Source organism: Flavobacterium aestuarii, assembly GCF_040049115.1.
Classification (GTDB): Bacteria; Bacteroidota; Bacteroidia; order Flavobacteriales; family Flavobacteriaceae; genus Flavobacterium; species Flavobacterium aestuarii.
Genome location: NZ_JBDLZZ010000010.1, coordinates 46,757 through 73,098, shown reverse-complemented (window position 1 = coordinate 73,098; position 26,342 = coordinate 46,757). Strand labels below are relative to the sequence as shown.

Below are 26,342 nucleotides of genomic sequence, written 5' to 3'. Positions count from 1 at the left end.
TTTAGCATTGCAATTCTAATAATTCGTGAAATTTCATTTTTTAAAATTAAGTACTACGTATTAATGCGTACTTTTACATTTTTAAAAGAAATATCTATGTTAACAATTCTTCCTTTACTACTTGTTTTTATTATCGCACTTGCCATTGGGGTTTTCATTGGAAAGCTCATATTTTCTGCACGATTTCAAGCAGAAAAAATAAGTCTTGAAGAGAAATTAATTGCGCAGAATTCACAGTTAAACCAGCAGAAAGAACAGTTTTCGGCTGACAAAACTGCTTTCGAAAAACAGCTGGAATTATCCAATTCTGAAAAGGAAAGCATCCGTAATGAAAAAGACAGCTTAGCCATTCAGCTTTCGAAAAAAGAAGTTGATTTCGAGAATCTTTGGGAGCGCAATAAAGAACAAAAAGAAGAAGTCGAAAAACTGCAGGAAAAATTTACCAAAGAATTTGAGAATCTTGCCAATAAAATATTAGAAGAAAAATCAAATAAATTTACTGAGCAGAACAAAGAAAATATTAAAAATATCCTGACTCCGCTGCAGGATAAAATTCAGTTATTCGAAAAGAAGGTTGAGGATACGCATAAAGAAAGCATAGACTATCACGCTGCTTTGCGCCAGCAGATAATAGGCCTTAGCGAAATGAATATCCAGATGAGCAAAGAAACCCTGAACTTGACCAAAGCCTTAAAAGGTGACAGCAAAATGCAGGGTAACTGGGGCGAATTAGTACTGGAACGCGTACTGGAAAAATCAGGCTTAGAAAAAGGCCGTGAATATGAAGTACAGCAAAGTTATACTACCGAAGAAGGTAATCGCGTATTTCCTGATGTTGTAATCAATTTGCCAGATGGCAAAAAGATGATTGTCGATTCTAAGGTTTCATTGGTTGCCTATGAAAAATACATCAATGAAGATGATGACGAAACTGCAAAAATGCGTTATCTAAAAGAACATGTCCATTCTATTAAACTTCACGTAGAGCAATTAGGCAATAAAAATTATCATGATTTATATCAAATGGAAAGCCCGGATTTTGTCTTGCTGTTTATTCCTATGGAGCCCGCATTTGCAATTGCGCTAAACGAAGACACTACTTTGTACAACAGAGCTTTCGAGAAGAATATTGTAATCGTTACACCTTCTACCCTATTGGCTACACTGCGTACTATTGATAGTATGTGGGCAAACCAGAAGCAGCAGGAAAACGCTTATGAAATAGCTAGGCAAGCCGGAGCATTATATGACAAGTTTGAAGGTTTTGTTGCCGATTTAATAAAGATTGGCAAAAAAATTGAAGAAAGCAAAACGGAATATCAAGGAGCTATGAATAAACTCGTGGAAGGAAAAGGGAACTTGATTACTAGTGTTGAAAAGCTCAAAAAAATGGGAGCCAAAGCCAAAAAAGCACTTCCGGAAAACATTCTGAAAAGAGCCGAAACAGATGAAAATACACTTCTAAACTAAGAGAAATGAAAAAAATTATAGCTCTTTTTATTGCAGTAATCTGTCTTGGTCTCCTAAGTTATTTTGCTTTTATCTATTACATATCCGTCAGTGAAGGCATTCGATCTGGCGAACTAATCCGATTAAGCCATAAAGGCGTTATCATAAAAACATGGGAGGGAGAATTGAGCCAGGGAATTTCGGGTGCACAAATCTTTAAATTTTCAGTTTTAGATGATGATAAAGAAGTAATTGAGAAATTAAAAGCCTATCAAGGACAATATGTCAAACTAACTTACGAAGAAAAATACAGAACTTTTTTCTGGTGGGGAGAAACCAGATTTTTTATTAAAACCATACAGAAAGAAAAATCCCCATTTAACCAAAAATAACCCTATGGACAAAATTTACAAAACAGTTTCTTCATCCCATGTCAGTATTTCAGTATTGATGCTGCCATCGCATACCAACTTTAGCGGCAAAATTCACGGAGGCTATATATTATCATTATTAGACCAGATTGCCTTTGCCTGCGGTTCCAAATTTTCTGGGAATTATTGTGTTACGGCTTCTGTCGATACGGTAAATTTCCTAAAACCAATTGAAGTAGGCGAACTTGTAACTATGAAAGCTTCGGTAAATTATGTTGGAAAAAGTTCCATGGTTGTGGGAATCAGAGTCGAAGCTGAAAACATTCAGACAGGAAACAAAAAACATTGTAATTCTTCTTATTTTACAATGGTTGCCAAAGATAACGAAGGCAACAGCGTACCTGTTCCAGGATTAATCTTATCTAATTTTGAAGATGTGAAGCGTTTTTGCAATTCATTAAAACAGATTGCATTGAAAAAAGAACGTGATCTTCATGAAGAAGTATTCAATTATACTTCCAAAGAAACTCTGGAAGGACTAAAAAAATATAATGTGCAGATCGCTTTGGATTAATACTTTTTTTTGAGATTCGGAGTCATTTAACAGTTGAATGACAAAGTTTGAAAACGTGACATACAAAGCAGCTTTAATGCTGATATAAAAGAATAAATCTTTTAATATCGGCATTTTTTTTTGGCGCAATTTTAAGAGTGTTGTCATAAAGATATCGTAACTTTAAGTACAACCTTTAATAGAAAAGATTATGAAAAGAATTACTCTATTAGCCCTGTTTCTTGTCCTATATCCCATCAATGCGCAAAACAAATTCAGTTCATCCAAATGTGTAATTTATTTTGAAGCATCGGTGCCATTGTTTGAAGCCGTAGAGGCCAAAAACACTGATGTAGACTGTACTTTGATCCCAAATAAAAGCGAAATAGCTTTTACAGCAATCATAAAAAAATTTCAATTTAAGAGAGACTTGATGAAAGAGCATTTCAACAGCAATTATATGGAAAGTGACCGCTATTCTAAAGCTACTTTTAAAGGAATAATCGAAAAATTTGACTTAAGCTTAATCACCGACGAAGAGAAAGATTTTTACATAAAAGGAAAAATCACGATTCACGGACAATCCCGCATGATTACCGTTCTGGCAAAAATTAAAAAGGCGGGAAACGGAATCCTGATTAACTCCAATTTCACGCTTAATACGGATGATTTCAATATTGAAATCCCTACAATTGTAATTGCCAAGATTTCTAAAAAAGTGAATACGCAACTTGTCTGTGTGTTAAACTAATTTTATTTTACACAGTTTTTCAATGCCTTTCGGAGATTTTTAAATTGAAACCTAAACCCTAGTTTTTTTACTTTATCCGAAGAAACCCTTCTTCCGGTTAAAAGCAATACGGCTCTTTCGCCTAGCACCAGCCGGATTAGAAAAGCTGGAACATTGGGCAGCCAGATAGAGAAACCAAAGGAATTTGCAAATTCTTTAGAGAAAATTAAATTAGTAGTACTGTCATTAATTGTAGCATTGTAGGCACCTGTCATTTTTCCGTTTTCTATAGCTTCAATATACATCATGCACAAATCATGCACATGAACCCAAGGCATATACTGCTTTCCAGAACCCAATGCACTGCCCAAGCCTCTTTTAAAGATTGGACTTAATTTTTTCAATATTCCCTCATTTCTGCCTAAAACTAAGCCAGTACGGATTTTTACGGTACGTATACCTAAACCCGCCATCAAATCGGCAGCTTTTTCCCAATCCTGGCAAACAGTTCCAACAAAATCATTGGCAGGCAATGTGCTTTCGGTACAAATACCTTCGCCATTGACTGACCCATAATAGCCGATACCCGAAGCTGATACAAAAGCATCAATTCGTTTATTCAGTTTTTTTAAAGTATCATAAATTAATTGCGCAGATTGTATCCTGCTATTCCGGATTGCGGCTTTTCTTTTGGAAGTCCATCGCTCTTCGGCAATATTTTCGCCAGCCAGATGAATAATATAATCAGCATTGACTACCGCAGATTCATCAATGCTTTGTGCATCTACGTCCCAGATATAATAAGAAATCCTATCCTTATCTGGTTTGCTGCTTCTGGTAAGTATTGAAACTGTATAACCTTTTTCCAATAATTTTTCAGTAAGATACCGGCCAATGAAACCTGTACCGCCTGTTATTAAAACATTTTTTTGCATAATTTTTTTAAAATTTGAGGAAATCAATTATAACACTTACAAATATAAGGCAATGCTTTTTTTAACAGTATTAATAAGAAGTTAAACGTGAGGGTTATATACACAAATTATACTTAAAATATGTGTCCATTTATCATTTTAAAATTCCGGCTTTATAAGCTGCTATTGCACGGTCTCTGGCAAATGCATGATCAATCATTGGTTCTCCGTACCCCAGATCAAATTCAGGAATCCACTGGCGGATGTAAATACCTTTTTCGTCAAATTTTTTAAGCTGAATATCGGGGTTAAAAACTCTAAAATAAGGAGCTGCATCACAACCTGTTCCCGAAGCCCACTGCCAGTTGCCTACATTGGCAGACAGATCATAATCCAGCAGTTTTTCGGCAAAATAAGCTTCGCCCCATTGCCAGCTGATCAGCAGATGCTTGCACAAAAAACTCGCCACTACCATACGCACCCGGTTATGCATGTAGCCAGTTTCATTAAGCTGGCGCATCCCTGCATCTACCATAGGATAGCCTGTAGTTCCTGAACACCACCGCTCGAAATCCTTTTTATCATTACGCCACTGAATTCCATCATAAGCCGATTTGAAATTATCGCTTACTACTTTTGGAAAACTGAATAGAATCTGCATAAAGAATTCTCTCCAAATCAATTCACTCAGGAAAACATCATTTTTCCGAACCGCCCAATTGACTAACTTTCGGATACTTACTGTTCCAAAACGCAGATGAGGCGAAAGATACGATGTGCCATCAACGGCAGGGAAATCGCGGGTTTCATGGTAATTTGCAATTTGTGTTAAATTATGAGGTTTGACTTTTATATCGCTTTCTTCAAAACCTATTGCTTCTAAAGCTGGAAAATCAAAAAGATTTCTGTGAAAATTAGAGAAATAGTTTTCAGCAGCATATTCTGCAACAGGTGCAATTGCTTTGTATTTTTCCAGCCATTTGTTTTTATATGGAGTATAAACAGTATAAGGCAATCCATCCGCTTTGACAATTTCCTTTTCCTCAAAAATCACCTGATCTTTGAAAGCAAAAAAAGAAGCATTGTGATTTTTTGCCAAAGTTTCAATTGCCAGATCTCTCTTTATAGCATAAGGTTCATAATCTTTATTCAAATAAACAGCCGAAACGGTAAACTCCTCAAAAAGGGCTTTCCAAACCTCTGCCGTTGTTCCCTTTTTTATTAAAAGCGAGCTTCCAAGTGCATTTAACTTTTCATTTATTTTTTGGAGTGATTCATGTATAAAACCAACACGTGCGTCATTTTTTGGCAATCTATCCAGAATATCGGTATCGAAAATAAATAACGGAATTACAGACTGTTCCGACTGCAGGGCGTGATACAAAGCCGTATTGTCTTCCAGACGCAAATCGCGTCTGAACCAAAAAATAGAAACTTCTTGTTTTGTCATTATTTTGAATTGAAAAATTTAGAGCCATAAAGATACCTAACAGGTTTTAAAAACCTGTTAGGATTTCAAACCTTAATTTGCCTTTTTAGACAACCAGTGTCTTTTGCATGAGGGATAATAATGGAGCTCTTTTTTATCCCGTTTTTTTACGGGATAAAAAAAGCGGGAACGGATAGCCCAACCGCCTTTTTCCGGTGGTCATGCCCAGATTATTTCTATTGAAAAATTGTCCGCTGACTCTTCTCTTTTTTTAAAGTTACAAATTACACGATTTTTTAAATTAATTTGAGTAATTTACATTCAAAAGTTAAAGCTGAGTACCTTCTAATCTTTAAATTCTATCTATATTTGTGCCTTTCGAAAAAAACACAAAAAAATGACTACTTTAAACGAATTGAATGCTATATCACCAATCGATGGCCGTTATAGAAATAAAACCGCATCTCTGGCTCCTTTTTTCTCTGAAGAAGCATTAATTAAATACCGTGTACTTATAGAAATTGAATATTTCATTGCTTTATGCGAAGTTCCCTTACCACAATTAAAAAATGTAAACACTGATCTTTTTGAGAGTTTACGTAGCATATATAAAAACTTTTCTGCCGAAGATGCTCTTTGGATTAAAGAAACCGAAAAAGTTACAAACCATGACGTGAAAGCCGTTGAATATTTCATCAAAGACGCTTTCGAAAAACTGGGCTTGTCCGAATATAAAGAGTTTATCCACTTTGGACTGACTTCACAGGACATCAATAACACTGCGATTCCGCTTTCGACTAAAGATGCTTTTGAGCAGGTTTATATGCCGTCATTAATAACTTTGATTTCCAAATTAAAAGAGTTGGCACAAGAATGGGCTGCAGTTCCAATGCTTGCCCGCACACACGGACAGCCTGCTTCGCCTACTCGTTTGGGCAAGGAAATTGCTGTTTTTGTTGAGCGTTTAGAAGAGCAGATGCGTTTGTTGTTTAACATTCCGTTTGCGGCTAAATTTGGAGGTGCTACCGGAAATTACAATGCACACCATGTGGCATATCCGCAGATTGACTGGAAACAGTTCGGAACTAAATTTGTACAGGAAAATTTAGGTTTGCACCATTCTTTTCCAACAACACAAATTGAGCATTATGACCACTTTGCAGCTTTTTTTGATGCTTTAAAAAGAATCAACACCATCATTATCGATTTGGACCGAGATATCTGGACGTATGTTTCGATGGAATATTTCAAGCAGAAAATTAAAGCAGGAGAAATTGGTTCTTCAGCGATGCCTCATAAAGTAAACCCGATTGATTTTGAAAATTCTGAAGGAAACTTAGGAATTGCTAATGCTATTTTCGAACATTTATCGGCCAAACTGCCAATTTCAAGACTGCAGCGCGATTTGACAGACAGTACGGTTTTGAGAAATATTGGTGTGCCAATGGGGCATACTATCATTTCATTTGAAGCTACACTTAAAGGTTTGAACAAATTATTACTGAACGAATCTAAATTCCACGAAGATCTGGAGAAAAACTGGGCGGTAGTTGCCGAAGCGATTCAAACGATTTTACGCAGAGAAGCATATCCAAATCCATACGAAGCATTGAAAGGTTTAACTAGAACCAATGAAGCGATTGATAAAAATGCTATTCATAGTTTTATTGCAACACTGGATGTTTCGGATGAAATTAAAAATGAATTGCTGCAGATTACTCCAAGCAGTTTTATAGGAATATAGATTTTAAAAAATCTTTTTAAAAAAGTACAAAGTCAATAATGAAAGAGGAATACTCGCTTCATATTGCTTTGTACTTTTTTTGTCTTATGCCATAGGAAATTCTTCTTCCAAAATTGAACGGTTTTTTAATTATTGCACCATCATTCCTGACATGCAAATTATGAACTTCAGCTGTTAAAGTAATTGTAAAATTTTAACTAACGAACCTTTTTATGCCCATTTCCTGCTAAAAATGTGTTATTTTTATCTCCAGCCCAATTATTACCGCTGGCAGTTTAGCCCAGACAGAAGTGGAAAGCCTTGAGGCTGATAAAACTGTTTTTTTCCTGCAATGGAAGCGTGGCAGAAAGAAGCTCACGCCTATGCCTGAAAAAAAGTTTTATGGCCGATAACTTGAAACTAATAGCTGGATCAGCTCCTAAAAAAACATAAAAAAATGAGTGCAGCAGCAGAAACGACACACCATCTGGAACCTTTAATAACCGATTTAGGATTAATCTTAATGACGGCAGGAATTGCTGTTTTAATATTTAGAAAACTCAAACAGCCCTTGGTTCTTGGCTATTTGATTGCTGGTTTTTTGGCTGGAAATCATTTTGAATTTTTCCCTTCGATAAAAGATATCAAAAGTGTCGAAGTCTGGGCCGAAATCGGGATTATCTTCTTATTGTTCAGTTTGGGATTAGAGTTTAGTTTTAAAAAACTGATGAAAGTTGGCGGAACCGCTTCTATCACTGCGGGAGTCCAGATTTTGAGCATGTGTATTGTAGGCTATTTCGTTGGACAATGGCTGGATTGGCCTACTATGGACAGCATTTTTCTTGGAGTAATTCTATCCATATCATCGACTACAATTATCTTAAAATCATTTGATGAATTGGGCGTCAAGACACAAAAATTTGCCGGAATCGTTATCGGATCACTTATTGTCCAGGATATTCTTGCCATATTAATGATGGTTTTATTGTCGACAATTGCCGTGAGCAATCAATTTTCGGGCACCGATCTTTTGATGTCGGTACTAAAACTTGTTTTTTTCCTTGTACTTTGGTTTTTGGGCGGGATTTTTATTATTCCCACAGTACTCAAAAAAACCAAACATCTGCTCACTGACGAAATGCTCCTGATTATATCATTGGCATTATGCCTGACAATGGTGATCTTTGCTGCCAATGTTGGTTTTTCGCCTGCCCTTGGCGCATTTATCATGGGATCAATAATTGCCGAAACGACTCAGGCCGAACACATTGAACATCTGATAAAACCTGTAAAAGATTTTTTTGGTGCCGTTTTCTTCGTATCGGTAGGAATGCTTATCAATCCAGATGTACTGTATGAACACGCTGTACCAGTAATTATCCTATCGGCAGTGACTATTTTTGGACAATCAATCAGTTCTACCTTTGGCACGTTATTATCAGGACAGCCCCTCAAAGAATCCATCAGGACAGGAATGAGCTTGTCGCAGATTGGGGAATTTTCGTTTATTATAGCCACATTAGGTGTTACTTTAAAGGTTACAAATACTTTCCTGTACCCGATAGTAGTGGCAGTTTCGGCAGTAACAGTGTTTACCACTCCGTTTATGATTAAGTATTCGCTGCCATTTTCAGAATATGTGGCTCATAAACTGCCACGCAAATGGACCAAGCGAATCGAACGCTATTCTGCCAGTACTCAAGCAATAAAAACAGTGAGCTTATGGCAGACGGTAATCAATGCCTTCCTTATTCAGGTTGTGGCACTGATTGTAATAATTCTTGGTATCATCCTCATTTCGTCCCGATATATATTACCCCTGGTCGAAGATTATCACTTGGGAAATTCCATGGGAGCCTTGATAACGCTGAGCATCATCGCACCGTTTTTATGGGCACTTGCTTTTCGCAGAGTAGCCACTGCCGAGGTAGAGCAATTAATGCAGGACCGCAAATCCCGAGGACCATTGACAATGCTTTTTTTCATTCGCATACTACTGTCTATTTTCTTCATTGGGCTGCTGCTCAATATATTTTTCTCGCCACAAGTAGCCTTAATTGCTTTAATTATTGCCGTGATTCTCTATTTGATCTTCCAAAAGAGACTGCACATTCAATACCATAAAATTGAAAATCATTTTTTATCCAATTTGCACGGCAGGGAAATTGACAAAGCCCGCAGAAGCCGAAGCGACTTGACACCATGGGACGGACACATGGCTGTTTTTGATATTGCCGACGAATCCAATATAGCAGGAAAGACACTAAAAAATCTGCAGCTAAGAGAACTATTGGGAGTCAACATCGTATTTATCAAAAGAGGCGAAATCACCATCCATATCCCGCAGGCCAATGAGCGCCTATTTCCAGGAGACGAAGTATGCGTTATTGGTACCGATGAGCAAGTGCAGGAGTTCAAAAAATATCTGGATCAGCACGAAATGGAAGTTTCTCCAATAGTTAAAGAACCCGATATTGTGCTGCGCCAGATAGAATTAAAGAACCACGTTTTTCACGGAAAAAGCATCAAGGAATCCAATCTGCGCGAAAAAACAAAAGGGCTGATTGTTGGCATCGAAAAAAGAGGAAACCGAATCCTGAATCCCGAGTCCTATGTTATTCTGGAAAAAGATGATATCCTATGGATTGTGGGCGATAGAAAACTATTGTGGGATTTGGCTCATGATTAAAAGTCTTCGCTTTATTATACAAAAAACACTGGTTGAGAGACTGGTGTTTTTTTTTAGGAGCAGAACAATAGTTATTCATAACTGCTTCACTCCCGCTCTCCGCTGTAATCTTGAAGGGCTGAACCCCAGCCCTCAAGGATTTTCACTTCGATCGGGGCTAAAGAGACCTTTATCATCCTTAGAACCATTTCAAATTGAAAAACCGTAAAAATTAGTAATGCTTTTTTTATATATTTGAGAATAAGTAAGCACGCATAGTTATCATACATAACATACCTATTTGAGGATGATAAATCAGATTTTTATCAGTCATATCTATTAGTTAGTAACTATTTTACCGCAGAATATGAAAAACAGACTCGTTATAAAAGGTACAATTCTAACTCATCAAGGTAGTTTTTATGTTGGTGAAGAAATATTTTCATCTATTTTATTTTCTGTTGTAAATTCTTGGTTTTATAGTCATTACGAAAATAATGGAGAATTAAAAGCTAATATCTCAAACGAAACTGCAAGAGAGTATGGGAAAATTAAATCTGCAATAAATGGATTTACTGAAGATTTACATAACCTTTCAATTAATTATTGTTTATTCAAAGAAATTAACGAAACAGTTCATATCAACGGTCACAAATCAAATCTTTATATATCAGTAATTTTAGAAAATCTATTTACTAATTTGAGAAGTATATATGATTTTCTTTATCATTTTGTTAAAATAACTTTGTCTGAAAAAGAATTAAAACTATATCCACAAAAAGATTCTATAAATAATTTATTAACCTTTTCTAAAAATAAGAATAATCAAGATAAACTACCGAAAAGTATAATTTGGGTACTCAATAATATTGAAAATGATTTAAACGATATAAAGCAAATAAGAGACAATATCATTCACAAAGGGAAAGATTTTCTATTAACTCGAAAAGAAGGTGTTTTATTTATGCGAGTTCCAATTAAGACAACTAACAGTAATGACAATCTTCTTCCTAATATTTTAAATACAAATGAAATTGATTATAATGTAGAAAAATATCTAAATAAAATAATAAAAACAACGCTTAAAAACATTGAAGATTTTGGTGTTATAATTACCAATGAAATATCAAACAATTCAGAAATAAAATTAAACTTGTACTCAATAAGTAATTATTGCATAGATGAGTTTAACGAATTTCTAATAAACAAAAACAGCTACTAACAGCCGTTACACGAGATTTGGGCATTAGGCTAAATTTAAAAATGGTCTTGTATTTGGGAAGTTTTGGCAAATCCGAAAGTAGGGCTTTAATTTCCTACCTGCACTAAACTTTAAAAAATCATATTAGCAAAAAAACAATGGCATATTTAGTAGTCGCATATCCTGAATTGACAATAAACGACTTTGACAAAATTCAAAAGTATCGTGAGTTAAATGACAAATTATTTTTTAATGTCGTTAAACCGCATTTTACAATTGTTTTTCCAGTTTTTGATATCACAGAATCCGAGTTTATAGACGAAATTAAATTGCAGGCGAACTCTATTGAAAAAATTACATTCAACATCAAATGTTCGACAATAAACAAAGACGCATTTAGCGACTATTACCACTCTTTCTTAGTGCCAGATGAAGGATTTAGCCGAATAATCAGACTCCACGACAAATTATATTCTGACAAACTAAAAGACAATTTACGACTTGACATAGACTTTGTGCCTCACATTGGGATAGGAAACTCACTCGACAAACATCTATGCAAAGCTATGGTTGACGAGTGGAATAAGAATGATTTTTCAATTGCTGGTACAATTTCGGAGCTGACTATTGTGAAATATGAGAACGGCATAGTAGAAAACATTGAAAAAATTAGGCTCAGATAAAAACATAGAAAGGTAATCCTGCTAATTCGAACGGAGTTTCATAAGCCTTAAAAACCGCTTATTTTATTAGGCTTTTAGTACTATGAGATTAAACTCTATGCAGAAAAACTTCAGCTGGAATACTAAAATAATTCTTTAGTTTTTGCGCCATTTTCAAAGTAATTTCACGTTTGCCGGAAAGAATTGCAGAAACATGACCTTTGCTCCCAATTATGGGTTCCAGATCTTTGGATTTCAAACCCATTTCCTTCATTTTGTATTTGATTACTTCCAGAGCATCCAATTCAGGCAGCTGATAATGCTTCTCATCATAGTCTTTAACCAGAACCAGTAATAAATCTAATTCATCACTAAGAGGAGTATTAGGTTCAGCATGAAATATTTCCATTAATCGCAAGGAAGCTTTATTGTAATCTTCTTCGGTTTTTAATACTTTCCAGTTCATAATTATCCTTTTTTATAGTGTAAGATTGTTGTATCAAAGGCAACTGTTTCAACATTTATCTTATCGTATTCTTTATGAGTTCCAAACCAAATCACATAACAGGCAGTCTGCAAAAAATTAATCGAAACAACTAATCGGAAATCGTTTCCTTTAATATTGAAAACCACTCTTTCATTATTGACAATACTTGCATTTCCATAAATCCGCTTGAGTTCATTGAAATTATGAAAATCCTGTTTTGAAAATTCATTATACCATATTAACAATGATGTTTTTGCAAGTGGATAAGTTTCAGTGTAAAACAAAATGGTTTTCTTTACAAGGATTTTCATTGGCCAAATTTAATTAAAAGTTTTCAATTTGAAAACTAAATTACCTGATTAAAGTATTTACTATATTTAAAATTAAGAATAAAACTACATTCAAACAACTGTTTATAAAAAAAGGTGCAGAAACTAAATCCTGCACCTTTTTGTCTTTAGGCTTTCGTCATTAAAACTATTTTTATCTCGAATAATTCGGAGCTTCTTTTGTAATCGTAACGTCATGCGGATGGCTTTCGTTGATACCGCTGGCAGTAATACGTACAAATCGTCCAGAATCCTGTAAAGTGGCAATATCCTTAGAACCGCAATAGCCCATTCCGGCACGAAGCCCGCCTACAAATTGCTGCATGCTTTCATTCAGTTCCCCTTTATATGGTACACGCCCAACGATTCCTTCTGGAACTAATTTTTTAACATCGTCTTCCACATCTTGGAAATAACGGTCTTTCGATCCTTCCTGCATCGCTTCAACAGAACCCATTCCTCTGTAGGATTTGAATTTTCTTCCTTCAAAAATAATCGTCTCACCTGGAGATTCCATTGTTCCAGCCAATAACGAGCCAAGCATTACACTATCAGCTCCTGCAGCAATTGCTTTAGGAATATCTCCTGTGTAACGGATACCTCCATCGGCAATTACGGGAACACCGGTACCTTTTATAGCTGCAGCAACTTCAAGAACTGCAGAGAATTGAGGAAATCCAACCCCTGCAACAACTCTTGTTGTACAGATAGAACCAGGTCCTATTCCTACTTTTACACCATCGGCACCATTTTCTACTAAAAATTTAGCAGCTTCTGGAGTAGCTATATTACCTACAATTACATCGAGTTTTGGGAATTTTGCCTTTACAGCTTTTAATACATCAACTACACCTTGCGTGTGTCCGTGAGCGGTATCAATAATTACTGCATCAACTCCAGCGTTTACCAGAGCAGTTGCTCTTTCAACAGCATCGGCGGTAACTCCTAGAGCGGCAGCTACCCTTAAACGTCCAAATGTATCTTTATTGGCATTTGGCTTTTGGGTCAATTTGGTAATATCTCTAAAAGTAATCAGCCCAACCAGTTCATTTTTATCATTTACTACTGGCAGTTTTTCGATTTTGTGACCTTGCAGTACTACCTCAGCTTCTTCTAATGAAGTCCCCTCGGCAACTGTTACAAGATTCTGGCTGGTCATTACCTCAATAATAGGTCTTGATCCGTTTTTTTCGAAACGCAGATCTCTATTGGTAACAATACCTTTTAATATTTTATTCTCATCTACAATTGGAATACCGCCGATACCATATTCTCTCATGGCTGCCTTAGCATCCGAAACCGAAGAACTCAATAATAAAGTGACAGGATCGATAATCATACCAGACTCAGCACGTTTTACCTTGCGTACTTTTGCTGCCTGCTGCTCGATTGTCATGTTTTTATGCAAAACACCAATTCCTCCCTCCTGAGCCATAGCAATTGCCATAGCGCTTTCGGTTACTGTATCCATAGCAGCAGATACAATAGGGACATTAAGTGTAATATTTCTTGAAAATTTTGATTTGATACTCACTTCGCGAGGAAGTACACTGGAGTAATTAGGGACTAATAATACATCATCGTAAGTTAAACCTTCGCCGATAATCTTGGAGTCGTGTGCTTTCATGTTGCAATTTCTAGTTGAATTGCGTGCAAATATAGACAATCTTAAGCTAAAATACACTTAATGCGCGTGTTTTATTTTTAAATTGCAGAATAAACAATTCTATCTTTTAATTTTTTCTTTGATTTTTTATATCTCAAAGAAAAACTATTCTTCACATTTCATGACAACACTAAACAACTCCTTATCAGGACTTAGCAAAATTGAAGCAGAACAATCGAGAATCAAAAACGGCTTAAATTCCATAGAACACCAAAAGAAAAACAGCCTGATTTCTTCGATTATTGAAATGATAAAAGAACCCATGTTCTTATTATTGCTCACCGCAGCAAGTATTTATTTTATAACTGCCGATTATGGCAACGGGATCTTTATGATTGCCGCTATTTTAATGGTATCAGCTATATCACTTTATCAGGAATCAAAAAGCCGTAATGCCATTGAAGCGCTGCATAAATTAACACAGCCGAAAAGCAAAGTCATTCGTGATGGTGAAGTTACAGAAATACCTTCTGAAGAAATTGTTTTGGGAGATTGTATTCAATGCGAAGAAGGCACTTTTATTCCTGCTGACGGCCTCATTATTCAATCGAATGATTTTTCGGTAAACGAATCGATAATAACAGGGGAATCATTGGCGGTTTTTAAAAATGAAAAAGACAAAAACAATCAAGTCTTTCAAGGAACAATTGTTGCCTCAGGATTGGCTATCTGCAGAGTAACTGCAATCGGAAGCTTAACCCAATTGGGAACAATCGGAAAAAGCCTGGACGAAATAGCCGAAGAGAAAACACCTCTGCAGATTCAGATTGTAAATTTTGTCACCAAAATGTCTCTCATTGGCTTGGCTGTTTTCCTTCTAGTCTGGGCAATTAATTTTTATAATTCAAAAATTGTCTTGGACAGCCTATTAAAAGCATTAACCTTGGCAATGAGCATCATTCCCGAAGAAATCCCGGTAGCTTTTGCCACATTCATGGCTTTGGGTGCCTGGCGGTTAATGAAAATGGGGATTATTGTCAAACAGACAAAAACGGTTGAAACTCTGGGAAGTGCAACAGTAATCTGCACTGATAAAACAGGAACTATTACCGAAAACAAAATGAGTTTGGCACAATGGTATTTATTAGAAGAAGATGTACTCAATGATAATAATGACAATTTCAATAAAAATATAAGCAGCTCTTTGTCTGCAAACGAAAAAGAATTAATCAGCCTTTCGATGTGGTCCAGTGAACCTATTCCTTTTGATGCTATGGAAATTGCTTTGCACGATGCTTATGCAAAAACAGGTATTAAAGATGAACGTTCCAATTATAAGATGGTACATGAATATCCGTTAAGCGGAAAACCACCGATGATGACCCACATTTTTGAGAACCAGAAAGGTGACAGAATAATTGCTGCCAAAGGTGCTCCCGAAGCTTTGATTGCCTGTTCCTCTCTTTCCGAAAAACAGACTAATCAAATCCTGAAAGCCATGCAGTTGATGGCCGAAAAAGGCTACCGTGTCTTGGGAGTTGGATCTGCTGATTTTTCAGGTAATGATTATCCCAAAACACAACAGGAATTTTTATTTGATTTTAAAGGGCTAGTCGCTTTTTATGATCCTCCAAAAGCCAATATCAAAGAAGTTTTCGAGACTTTCTATCAAGCTGGAATCCAGGTAAAAATTGTTACTGGCGATAACGCACTGACAACTGCAACCATTGCCAATCAAATTGGTTTTAAAAACGCTGGGGAAATTCTAAATGGAGACGAACTCATGACAATGAATGACGTAGCCTTGAAAGAAAAAGTTATGGAGACAAATATTTTTACAAGAATGTTTCCCGAAGCCAAATTAAAAATAATAAAAGCTTTAAAAGAAAACAGCCAGATTGTAGCAATGACTGGTGATGGAGTAAATGACGGCCCAGCATTAAAATCGGCTCATATTGGTATTGCGATGGGAAAAAAAGGCACTGAAATTGCCAAACAGGCAGCGAACTTAATCTTGATAGATGATGATTTCTCCAAAATGACAGAGGCCATAGCCATGGGACGGAAAATTTATATTAATCTGAAAAAAGCGATTCAATACATTATATCCATCCACATTCCTATTATTTTGATTGTGTTTATTCCGTTAGTTTCAGGATGGATTTATCCTAATATATTTTCGCCTGTCCATATTATTTTTCTAGAAATTATTATGGGCCCAACATGTTCCATTATTTATGAAAATGAGCCTATGGAACCTAATTTAATGAAACAGAAACCACGGCCATTTACCACTACTTTTTTTAATCTAAATGAAATTACAATCAGTATAATTCAAGGACTTATGATTACGATTGGTCTTTTATTTATTTACCAGTACAGCATAACAGATGGATTCTCTGAGGATCATACCCGGACTATTATTTTCCTGACACTATTATCGGCTAATATCTTTCTGACACTTGCCAATCGTTCATTCTATTATTCAATATTTACCACTTTAAAATACAAAAATAATTTGGTTCCGCTTATTATTGGATTAACGTTATTTGTGACTGCTTCATTATTAATTATTCCTCTCTTTAGAACTTTTTTTCAATTTGAAATGATAAGTTTCCCACAAATAGGGCTTAGTGTTCTGATCGGTTTTGTTTCAGTGTTTTGGATTGAAATTTTTAAATTTTTAAGAAGACGAAATACCAGCATATAATATTCATATTCTATTTGGTACTTCCGCCCGAAATAATATTGAATCCGATTTGAAAAGCGAGTGCGTTGGCTTTGGAAACGTCTTTATAAGCCAAAAGATTACTGGCCATTGCATAAAAATTGACAACTCCAATTTTTGCAGTCAGTCCTAAACCGATGTTCGACGCTGAGTACGAATCGACAGTGTAAGCAGCTTTCATCTGCAATCCCTCAAGGATTCTTCTTCGGTAATATCCGGTCAGAGCCAGCATGGGCTGCTTTGGCGTGCTCATCGCAAAAAGCTGAATTCCCAGAGCACTCCGATACCAGGAATCGTCATTGGATGTACAATTGCATTCTGCTGATCTGTCTTCTTCAAATGAATATTGAAATGAAGAATAAAATTTTAAAGGCCGAAGTGTTGTATAATTATGATATAAAGTATCCAGCGGAATTGCCTCTCTAAATTCATCATAAGCATCGCCTACCGTTCCAGCCGAATTGAAATTGGTAATTACTCCCTTAAAATCATAATTTCCTTTTAGTGTATAACTTTCTACATTTTTAGAATGATTGATATATCCAATATCTATTAAACTGGCAGTTAACTGGATATTTCGTTTAGGATAATAAGTAAGCCCTAAATCGATCCCAAGCCCCAGATTGCCTCCAAAAAAAGCCCTTTGGGTTATATCATCAGTCATATCGCTGGCAATGTCGCCATCATAGTTTTCGTCCAGATATTTGGAAATCCCCGAGGTATTAAGCATTAAATCAGATCGGATTGATTGGTCATATAGAAGGTTTTCTCCTGGGCTCGTAACAAAATAACCTGAGTTGTGCGTTGATGTCCCATTAAAAATACTAGAATAGATTTTCCCTCTTGCCCCTAGGATCAGCTTTTCATTAATCTGTTTGTTAAATCCAATATGAAAAACTGTCAATAACTCTGCTTTTACACTCAAATCGCCCAAGTCAAATGATTTTCCAATGTAATCCTTATTGCCATACAGGGACAATATTGCCAGATCGGTAGGAATATAAATAAAAGAATCCAGCTCTTGATACATTCCAAAAGACACATACGACTTGCTCTCCTCGCCACCAACACGAAATCCGGCAGTAAAAATCTCGAGCTGCTGGTTAGCAGTAATATAATCATTACTATTGGTTGAAGCAACTGCACTCTTGACTTTGTCCGAAAAATCTACTCCATCATTAGCAAATAAACTATAAGCATCAAATCCAGTGGATCCAATATTTCCCGAAATACCAGATAATAAAGGTACTCCAAAAAACCATTTATACTTTACGTCTGCACCAGGATTAAGCAGCATACTCTGTGGCTGCGGGGTAAAATTATATAAAATCTCTTTGTTCTGGGAAAAACAATTACAGAAAAAAAACAGTGTCCAGAGAATAATTATTTTTCTCATTGTATATCGAAATAAGCAGTTATACTTGAGCTCAACTCAATTCTGCCAGGTGTTGCATCTGTTATTGGATCACCGTTAAGCATCAAAATAGAGAAACTCATTTGGGCAGTGTTCTTTAGTATTTCCACATTAGTGGCAGAAAATGTTTCGGTTTTTTCTACAATTACTTCTGTCACAGCTGCAGCAGGAATGTCCATTCGCAAATTATATATAGGCTTGCCATCAACATCTAAAAAACTGACATTAAACATAAAAGGCCTGCTAATTGTATTTTTAATTCTAAAATACAATTCAGTTTTTACTAAATCTTCTTCGACAAAAGAGCTGTTTAAAAAATCGACATTGGAGGTGTAGGAAAGCAGTGGCGACTCTGCCCCGCTCAAAATAAATTTAGAGGCATCTGCTTTAATATAAGCAAGATTAGTTGTAACCACCGGCTGTACATTAAACTCTTTGGCCTGTTCAAAGTCCAGATCACTGCTGCAGGAAAAAAGGAAGCATCCCAGCGCAGCTATTAAAATAATCTTTTTGAAAAAAGTAAATCTCATATCTTGCTATTTTAATTGTAAGGCATTTGCAAAGATTTTTGGACTATACTAAAGTAACACAAAAACTTAAGAACATTTTACAATTAAACAACTTAAATGCAAAAAATAATAGGCATCAATGAAATTCGCCAAATAGTTTTGAAGCTTCATTATAAGCGCTTTCAAAACTCATTGGACTGCAGCTGGTATTTTCTTTTTGAACCGTAAAATAGGACAATAATTTCTCAGTTGGCATATTGCCTGTCAAATTATCAGACGCCATTGGACAACCTCCAAATCCTTGAATGGCACCATCATACCGACGGCATCCTCCTTTGTAAGCTGCTTCTATTTTTTCCAGCCATTTATTGGGTGTTGTATGAAGATGAGCCCCAAATTCAATTTTGGGGTATTGCGGAATTAAATGTGAAAATAAATATTCAATAGTCTCTGGAGTCGAACTCCCTACTGTATCAGAGAGTGATAAAATTTTCACTCCCATTCCAGCAAGCTTTTCGGTCCATTGTGCTACAATTTCAACATTCCACGGATCTCCATAAGGATTTCCAAATCCCATCGAAAGGTAAGCTACTGTTTCCTTATTAGTTTTGTCTGCAATGTTTAAAATTTCGTCCAGCGTGACCAGAGATTCCGCAATAGTCTTATGAGTATTACGCATTTGAAAATTTTCTGAAATAGAGAAAGGAAATCCTAAATATTGAATGGCAGCATGTTGAGAAGCTAAAGCTGCTCCTTGCACGTTGGCAATAATGGCCAATAATTTGCTTGTTGTCCGTGATAAGTCAAGCTGTTCAAGGACTTCGGCGGTATCTTGCATTTGCGGTATGGCTTTTGCCGAAACAAAACTGCCAAAATCTATTGAATCAAATCCTACCCTAAGCAGCGATTGTATATAAGCGGCTTTCCTTTCAGTAGGAATAAAAGCTTTTATGCCTTGCATAGCGTCTCGCGGGCATTCAATAATTTTTATAGCTTCCATAACTTTCTTCCGAAAAAGGATTAAATTTTAGTTATCATCCCGATAATTACCGGGACGCTTTTTCATTTCATCGAAAGAAGAACCTTTTTGATGTGAATTTCAAATATATAAAAAGGTTTTGAGTAATAATGAAAGAAAATCGCTATTCTATTATTTTTTGGATAAAATGGCTTTATTAATTTCTTTAACCAATGCTGGTCCTTCATAGATAAAACCCGTATATAACTGAAGAAGGCTTGCTCCTGCTTCCAGTTTTTCCAAAGCGTCTTTGGCAGAGTGAATTCCTCCTACTCCAATAATTGGAAATGCCTTGTTGCTCTTTTCAGATAGAAAACGAATAACTTCCGTAGATCTTGATGTCAAAGGTTTTCCTGATAATCCACCCACTTCGGTTTGATTACAGGAACGCAATCCGGAACGAGAAATGGTTGTATTGGTAGCAATTACACCTGCAATTTTAGTATCTTTTACAATATCAATTATATCCAGCAGCTGCTCATCTGTAAGATCTGGAGCAATCTTAAGCAATATTGGCTTCTGTTTTGGCTTTGCCAGGTTTTTGTCCTGCAAGGTCTGCAGTAATTGGGTTAATGGCTCTTTCTCCTGCAAAGCCCTTAAATTTGGGGTATTTGGAGAACTTACATTAACTACAAAATAATCTACATAATCATACAATGCATCAAAGCAGATTTCATAATCCGAAGTTGCTTCCTCGTTTGGAGTCAATTTATTTTTACCAATATTTCCCCCTATTAAAACTCCTTTATTTTTCTTTAAACGCTGTACTGCATCAAGAACACCTCCATTATTAAATCCCATCCGGTTTATAATTGCCGAATCTTCCTTTAAGCGGAATAAACGCTTTTTATCGTTACCTGGCTGGGCTTTTGGAGTTAGAGTCCCAATCTCTATAGAACCAAAACCTAAATTAGAAAGCTCATTATATAAACTGGCATCTTTATCGAATCCTGCTGCCAGGCCTACTGGATTTTTAAACTTTAATCCAAAAACTTCGGTCTCCAATCTTTTATCATCCACTTGATATAAAAATCTGAAAAGAGCGGAAAATCCAGGAATTTTTGAAACTATCCTAATCAATGAAAAGGTAAAATAATGCACTTCTTCGGGATCAAAACAAAAAAGGATAGGGCGTATAAAAATCTTGTACATAGCTGAAAAATTGATTGGCACAAAAATAAAGAATTGTTTTTAGTTTTTAGTATAGAAATAGACTTAAAGCCGTTCTTTATCACATTTCTAAATAGAAAAATTAAAGAATTCACGGCTATTTTATTAACAAACAATCTAAATTGGATTACGATGTAAAATCCATTTTATTTTAAACTGCCGTGGTAATGATGTGATTTTGATGTGATTTTTGGAATATCAAATAAAATATCATTATAGTACATTTGAGAAATTCATTTTAATAAAAACTAAACGCTTTTATGCTCAAAATAATTATCTCCGTTCTATTATCAATCTGCTCTATATTATACAATCATTGCCAAGCACAAGTAAGCCCAAAAAGAGGAATTGCATACGGCAAACATAGTATTGCCGACATAAATGCTTTGAAACCGGGTGTTTCCTGGTGGTACAATTGGTCGCCGGAGCCAGAGCAAGCTGTTAATGCCAGCTACGAAAATTTAGGCGTAGAATTTGTACCAATGGCATGGGGAAAAGTAAACAATCCAGACACATTTATAGCCACAATAAAACCGGGCGCCAAATATTTATTAGCTTTTAACGAACCTAACTTTAATGACGGAGCAAGACTAACTCCTCAGGAAGCGGTAGATGCATGGCCAAATATTGAAAAGATAGCTGCTGCAAAAGGACTGGAAATCGTTAGTGCATCCCCTGCTTTCAACGGGCCATCGAATTATGGAGGATATCAAAGTCCAGTTGCCTGGCATGATGAGTTCTTTCGGCTTTGCCCTACATGCAAAGTAGATTACATTGCTTTTCACACTTATGATGCAACTGCTGGAGATATTGTTGGAGTCACATCGCTATTAAAAAAATACAACATCCCAATATGGGTTACAGAATTTGCTAATCGTGTAGTACAATCTGCTGCTGATAAAACAAATTTCATGAAACAAGTGGTTACTTCTTTTGAAAACGATCCTGATATTTACCGCTATTCATGGTTTACCTGCAGAGTACCTTCAAATTGGACAGATATGCTGGAAGGCCAATTACTGGGTGCGGCTAGCGGAACAATACGGCCTATCGGGACAGAATATCTTAATGTTTCTTATACTTCAAAAAAAATGAATGTCCCTGGACGGATTATAGCCAACAAACATTACCGCCGCAAGGGAACTGGCCTGCAAAACACCATAGATGGCGGCACTTCTCAAAATGTGTGCTTTATTGATCCTGGCGATTGGGGAGAATACATGATTAACGCTGCAAAAAGCGGATCTTACCAAATGACTTTTCGGGTAGCCTCGTTAGATCCAGGTATTTTTGACATTAGTGTTAATGGAATAATTGTAAAAACAGACGAAACTTTTGACGCAACGGGAGCCATGCAGATGTATACCGATAAAGTTGTTGGAGGAATTAACCTTTCTAAAGGAGAAAATTATATCAGGATTCATTATAAATCAAAACTTAATTTTAATTATATAGATACTGTCGATGAAAGCACACTAAGCGTTCCTAAAGCTGTGTTAGAGGAAAAATCGATCTGCTTTTATCCAAATCCTTTTACATCTGAAACAAAAATTCAAATAAAATCTCCAGATTCCGAACCAATAAAAATTAGAATAATTGACATGAAAGGCAGTGTATGTTTTTCTGGAAGTGATTTTTATACTAATCAAAACATTTCGATTGACAAACATTTAGCTCCTGGAATATACACTGTTATTGTTACTTTTGAAACAACAGAAAAGACATTCAAAGTAATTAAAAATTAATCCAGAAAAGGTTTAATAACCTGAACTCGATTTATATTGTCATTAAAAATATTTCTCTCCTATAGAGCATTAGGAGCATTACTTGTTGATTTCTATAAATATTTTGCCACTCTGTGGCTTGTTTCGGTTTGTTTTTGACAATATTCATAGAAACAAATTGTTGTGTTATCTAAGCTCCATAATGGACAGATTTTTTTTTTGGACTCCAATAGATTCTGGTATTTCTTCAAAATTCAGATGCTTTATAATCTTATCCCAATAAAAAAACCTCATTCAAGAGGTTTTTTACTGGAGTATTCAATTTACTTTAAATTATTGCTTTATTATTTTTTGAATAACAGATCCACTCTCATCATAAACAGCAACAAAATAAATTCCATTGGCATATTGGCTTAAATCAGCCTGAATGGTTTCGGATTGCTGCTTTATTTCATCCAGCAGAATCCCTAAAACGGAATAAATTTTAATTCCTATTACTGGCTTGTCACTATGAACTGTCAGCATATTTGTAACTGGATTTGGATAAACCTCAATACCAGCAGCTGCTTGAAATGATGCCGAAGAAAGTGACGTATCGCTTTTAGCAATCCAATTTGAAGCAATACTATTATCTAAATCTGTACTTATTAACTGCAGATAGCTTCCATTGCCATCAGCCTCGGCTGCCCATGGAGCTGCATCAAGATATTCGACACTGTCTATTGTATTTCCAAATCCATCAGCCAAAACTATTTTCTGAGATGCATTGGATAAATTTCGGGTAAACTGCCCAAATGCAGTAATTCCATACTTATTTTGAAAAACTGCTGCATTGCTTGCCAAATAAATACTGGCTCCCGCCAAAACAGATGAATTTGCAGGAAACTGATAGGTAATTCCTAATTCTTTCAGATAAACCCCAGTCAAATCAGCTGTGACCGCACCTGTATTTACAATTTCGATAAACTCCAAATCATCGCTTACTGAAAAACCATCCGAAACTGCGGGATTGTAATTTATTTTATTAATAACTAATGATGGAGTTTGTACAGCATTACAAGATGAAAACGATCCCAGATTTGCTGTAATCCAATTTATTCTAGCAGTTAAATAAGTTTTAATACCAGCAACTTCACTGGTAAAATCCCTTAGAACTCCCCATTTGACATTATCACGGTTTTTTGCTTCGGCAATATAACCTGCTGTATTGTCGATATTTTGTTCCAAACTGGCATAATTAAATGGCTTATCTGTTTGAATAAGTTCATTCCAGCGTTTTGACATATAACACTTGAAAGCAGATTCGGTAAATAAATTACCCCAAAACCTCGCACCTTCATTATCTCCATTGGCAAATTGCCAGACATTTGTCTTGCTTCTATCATACCCCCATTGAAAAAGATCATTTCCATAAGTCAGATTAAAATCCCAAATAGGCCCAGCTCTTAATTTACCATTTCTGTCTTTATGAAAATAAGTACTGAATTGATAGGAGTCAACATTTGAAGCTAATTCATTGAGCAGCATAAAATCTACAAAAGAAGGAACATCAATAACTGATGGATAACCCGTTATAATATCAGGATTACTAGCATTTGATTCCAATTTTAAAAACTCATTATGTATATATGTATTCTGTTCTGGCGTAACAGAAGCTGGTTTAGGCAATTCATGAATAAAATCTACCGCTCCTACATTGCCAAACATAGTCCAGGCCACTGGATCACCACCAGTAGTTTTATCAGCCTTAGTAATATAGCCTCCAGTAACATTAGGAGAGCTTACATCTGAAGAGCCTATTTTTAGGATATTAATACGTTCTGAATTGGTCTTTAATTTTTCCTGAAGAGCATACAAACCTGCATATTCGCCATTGACAACTACTTCGCAATACACTAATCTGGAAGCATAATCACCAATTTGCCTGGCTAAATTATAGGAAAGGAAATCCCTCATAAACGAAGGATCATAAGCAAAGGAGTTCAACACCCAATCATTTTCTGCTGGCATACCCAACAGACTCACATTATTATTGCTTTTGTTATCAGCTTTCAAAGTTGTTAACCCATATGGTTTTTTTGGCAAAAGCTGCGATGTAGAACCTCTAAGCTCAATTCCAATCCTGCCATTATAATTTAAATATTCAGACGTATTGGCATCCGTTAGGAAATTCCTGCTTCCATCGGGTCTTTTGATAATTTTCATACTGGCCAGAATTTTTGGATCATCCAATATTTCTAAGGGCTGATTTGTAACAGGATCCAGATCTGTTGTAATTACAACAATTGGCAGATTACTATCGGTAAAGGTTTGAGATCGGATTGCGGTAGACGATAACAATACTATCGCAAAAAAGGACTGAAAAAAAAGAGTGAATTTTAAAGTAAAAGTTTTTGGCATAGTTCTAATAGATTTTTACCAAATATAAAGATTTTTTATAAAACAAAAGCTTAGTTTTTAATATGTTGCACAGTAAAACCACCACAATCACGCACTTTATTGCGCTGATAAATCTTGGGTTTGATGAGGCACAAAAAAAGTATTTTAAACTGCAAGTAGCGTTGCTGTAATGCCAAAAAACGTAAACGCATAACATCCCCTGCGCCTAAAAGCCATTTTCTCTTTTGCTGTAGTCACTAAAGCTGCGTCAGAAAATTTGAAAAGTATTTTACTTTTCTTTCATAAAAAATGCCCCAAATAGTATCTAACTTTTTGGGACATCTCTAACTAGGCTTTTTATATAGGAATTTGAGTCTTATTTACTCAAATACATTTTTCTTCTAGAGTACAATTCGTAGAATTGGTCATCTTTTAAGTCATCAATAAACAAAATACTTTCACCTGTTGATTTCATCACTGAATTAAATGATTGAAAAAAGTAATAATTTGCAAACTTAAAATTATTTACCTTTGTAAAAATGAGTAAGAACCTTTACATTATTGCGGGTTGCAATGGAGCAGGAAAAACAACTGCCTCATTTACTATTTTACCAGAAATTTTAAATTGTAAAGAATTTGTAAATGCAGACGAAATAGCAAAAGGTTTATCCCCTTTTCAACCTGAAAAAGTTTCGTTTGAATCAGGAAGAATAATGTTAAACAGAATAAAAGAATTACTCTCTGAAAATGAAAATTTTGCATTTGAAACAACATTAGCTACAAGAAGCTACAAAAACAAAATTATCGAAGCGAAAGAAAAAGGATATCGAGTAACATTATTATTCTTTTGGCTTCAAAGTATTGCTTTAGCTAAGGAACGCGTTAAATCAAGAGTTTCAGAAGGCGGTCATAATATTGAACCTGATGTTATTGAAAGAAGGTACATCAAGGGAATTAAAAATCTATTTGAAATATATCTTCCAATAGTTGATGGAGCTTTATTATTTGACAATTCTGAAGGAAAACACGAACTTGTAGTCGATAAACAAATTGATGGATTTCTTAATATTACAAACCAAGAAAAGTTTAATCTTTTAAAAAACTATTATGACAACAATTGAAATTCAAAGAGACGAAAAAGATAAAATTATAAAAGGGCTTGAAAAAGCATATGAAAAATTATTAGAATTTAAGAAAATTAAAAATAGTGATCTTGTTGTTTTACGCGATAATAAAATTGTAAAAATTAAGCCTGAATAAAAAGCACTTTATTCCAAC

General features: G+C 35.5%; 22 protein-coding genes. 12 read left to right on the top strand and 10 right to left on the bottom strand.

Features of this window, described 5'->3' with window-relative positions:
* Positions 1-96 precede the first annotated feature (96 nt).
* From ABEG11_RS12055 to ABEG11_RS12040, 4 genes are all read left to right on the top strand, one after another.
* Positions 97-1,470: a DNA recombination protein RmuC gene (locus ABEG11_RS12055; protein ID WP_348824427.1), complete on the top strand. Its 1,374-nt coding sequence runs from the start codon at positions 97-99 to the stop codon at positions 1,468-1,470.
* Between the two features lie 5 nt (positions 1,471-1,475).
* Positions 1,476-1,841: a 6-phosphogluconate dehydrogenase gene (locus ABEG11_RS12050; RefSeq protein WP_348824426.1), complete on the top strand. Its 366-nt coding sequence runs from the start codon at positions 1,476-1,478 to the stop codon at positions 1,839-1,841.
* A gap of 4 nt (positions 1,842-1,845) precedes the next feature.
* Positions 1,846-2,394, top strand: a complete 549-nt coding sequence (locus tag ABEG11_RS12045) for an acyl-CoA thioesterase (RefSeq protein WP_348824425.1) — start codon at positions 1,846-1,848, stop codon at positions 2,392-2,394.
* 190 nt (positions 2,395-2,584) lie between these two features.
* Positions 2,585-3,124 carry a YceI family protein gene (locus tag ABEG11_RS12040; protein WP_348824424.1) on the top strand — a complete coding sequence of 180 codons (540 nt, stop codon included), beginning with the start codon at positions 2,585-2,587 and terminating at the stop codon, positions 3,122-3,124.
* A gap of 2 nt (positions 3,125-3,126) precedes the next feature.
* Here ABEG11_RS12040 and ABEG11_RS12035 read toward each other — a convergent pair whose 3' ends face one another.
* Positions 3,127-4,038, bottom strand: a complete 912-nt coding sequence (locus tag ABEG11_RS12035) for a TIGR01777 family oxidoreductase (protein ID WP_348824423.1) — start codon at positions 4,036-4,038, stop codon at positions 3,127-3,129.
* Positions 4,039-4,171: 133 nt separating this feature from the next.
* Positions 4,172-5,467, bottom strand: a complete 1,296-nt coding sequence (locus tag ABEG11_RS12030; protein ID WP_348824422.1) for a cryptochrome/photolyase family protein — start codon at positions 5,465-5,467, stop codon at positions 4,172-4,174.
* A gap of 376 nt (positions 5,468-5,843) precedes the next feature.
* On the opposite strand from ABEG11_RS12030, the gene purB reads away from it, so the two are divergent.
* The 4 genes from purB (at position 5,844) to ABEG11_RS12010 (ending at position 11,721) form a co-directional block, all read left to right on the top strand.
* A complete protein-coding gene (purB, locus tag ABEG11_RS12025; RefSeq protein WP_348824421.1) occupies positions 5,844-7,190 on the top strand; it encodes an adenylosuccinate lyase in 1,347 nt (448 codons plus the stop codon).
* Between the two features lie 436 nt (positions 7,191-7,626).
* On the top strand, positions 7,627-9,858 hold the full coding sequence (locus tag ABEG11_RS12020) for a cation:proton antiporter domain-containing protein (protein WP_348824420.1): 2,232 nt from the start codon (positions 7,627-7,629) through the stop codon (positions 9,856-9,858).
* Positions 9,859-10,204: 346 nt separating this feature from the next.
* A complete protein-coding gene (locus ABEG11_RS12015) occupies positions 10,205-11,059 on the top strand; it encodes a hypothetical protein (RefSeq protein ID WP_348824419.1) in 855 nt (284 codons plus the stop codon).
* 137 nt (positions 11,060-11,196) lie between these two features.
* Positions 11,197-11,721 (top strand): 2'-5' RNA ligase family protein, encoded by a 525-nt coding sequence (locus ABEG11_RS12010; RefSeq protein ID WP_348824418.1) that lies wholly within the window; start codon positions 11,197-11,199, stop codon positions 11,719-11,721.
* Positions 11,722-11,809: 88 nt separating this feature from the next.
* Here the strand turns inward: ABEG11_RS12010 and ABEG11_RS12005 are convergent, their stop codons facing one another.
* The 3 genes from ABEG11_RS12005 to guaB form a co-directional block, all read right to left on the bottom strand.
* Positions 11,810-12,166 carry a helix-turn-helix domain-containing protein gene (locus ABEG11_RS12005; protein ID WP_348824417.1) on the bottom strand — a complete coding sequence of 119 codons (357 nt, stop codon included), beginning with the start codon at positions 12,164-12,166 and terminating at the stop codon, positions 11,810-11,812.
* 2 nt (positions 12,167-12,168) lie between these two features.
* Positions 12,169-12,498: a type II toxin-antitoxin system HigB family toxin gene (locus tag ABEG11_RS12000; protein WP_348824416.1), complete on the bottom strand. Its 330-nt coding sequence runs from the start codon at positions 12,496-12,498 to the stop codon at positions 12,169-12,171.
* A gap of 172 nt (positions 12,499-12,670) precedes the next feature.
* The gene (guaB, locus tag ABEG11_RS11995; RefSeq protein WP_348824415.1) at positions 12,671-14,143 is read right to left on the bottom strand and encodes an IMP dehydrogenase; all 1,473 of its coding nucleotides are present in this window, start codon (positions 14,141-14,143) and stop codon (positions 12,671-12,673) included.
* A 160-nt stretch (positions 14,144-14,303) separates the two neighbouring features.
* Between guaB and ABEG11_RS11990 the strand changes: the two genes are divergently transcribed.
* Positions 14,304-16,832 (top strand): cation-translocating P-type ATPase, encoded by a 2,529-nt coding sequence (locus ABEG11_RS11990; protein WP_348824414.1) that lies wholly within the window; start codon positions 14,304-14,306, stop codon positions 16,830-16,832.
* Between the two features lie 10 nt (positions 16,833-16,842).
* Here ABEG11_RS11990 and ABEG11_RS11985 read toward each other — a convergent pair whose 3' ends face one another.
* From ABEG11_RS11985 to ABEG11_RS11970, 4 genes are all read right to left on the bottom strand, one after another.
* Positions 16,843-18,246 (bottom strand): DUF5723 family protein, encoded by a 1,404-nt coding sequence (locus ABEG11_RS11985; protein ID WP_348824413.1) that lies wholly within the window; start codon positions 18,244-18,246, stop codon positions 16,843-16,845.
* Entirely contained in the window at positions 18,243-18,794 is a 552-nt protein-coding gene (locus ABEG11_RS11980) for a hypothetical protein (RefSeq protein WP_348824412.1), read from the bottom strand. Before ABEG11_RS11980 ends, ABEG11_RS11985 begins: the two co-directional genes overlap by 4 nt.
* Before the next feature lie 115 nt (positions 18,795-18,909).
* A complete protein-coding gene (locus ABEG11_RS11975; RefSeq protein WP_348824411.1) occupies positions 18,910-19,773 on the bottom strand; it encodes a hydroxymethylglutaryl-CoA lyase in 864 nt (287 codons plus the stop codon).
* 150 nt (positions 19,774-19,923) lie between these two features.
* Positions 19,924-20,943: a quinone-dependent dihydroorotate dehydrogenase gene (locus ABEG11_RS11970; RefSeq protein WP_348824410.1), complete on the bottom strand. Its 1,020-nt coding sequence runs from the start codon at positions 20,941-20,943 to the stop codon at positions 19,924-19,926.
* 278 nt (positions 20,944-21,221) lie between these two features.
* On the opposite strand from ABEG11_RS11970, the gene ABEG11_RS11965 reads away from it, so the two are divergent.
* Positions 21,222-22,706, top strand: coding sequence for a glycosyl hydrolase (locus ABEG11_RS11965; protein WP_348824409.1), 1,485 nt, complete (start codon positions 21,222-21,224; stop codon positions 22,704-22,706).
* A 312-nt stretch (positions 22,707-23,018) separates the two neighbouring features.
* On the opposite strand, the gene ABEG11_RS11960 is transcribed toward ABEG11_RS11965, so the two are convergent.
* Positions 23,019-25,085: a CotH kinase family protein gene (locus ABEG11_RS11960; protein ID WP_348824408.1), complete on the bottom strand. Its 2,067-nt coding sequence runs from the start codon at positions 25,083-25,085 to the stop codon at positions 23,019-23,021.
* A 518-nt stretch (positions 25,086-25,603) separates the two neighbouring features.
* Here ABEG11_RS11960 and ABEG11_RS11955 point away from each other — a divergent pair.
* Together ABEG11_RS11955 and ABEG11_RS11950 are read left to right on the top strand one after the other, a co-directional pair.
* Positions 25,604-26,185 (top strand): ATPase, encoded by a 582-nt coding sequence (locus tag ABEG11_RS11955; protein WP_348824407.1) that lies wholly within the window; start codon positions 25,604-25,606, stop codon positions 26,183-26,185.
* On the top strand, positions 26,172-26,324 hold the full coding sequence (locus ABEG11_RS11950; protein ID WP_348824406.1) for a DUF8506 family protein: 153 nt from the start codon (positions 26,172-26,174) through the stop codon (positions 26,322-26,324). Before ABEG11_RS11955 ends, ABEG11_RS11950 begins: the two co-directional genes overlap by 14 nt.
* Positions 26,325-26,342 lie beyond the last annotated feature (18 nt).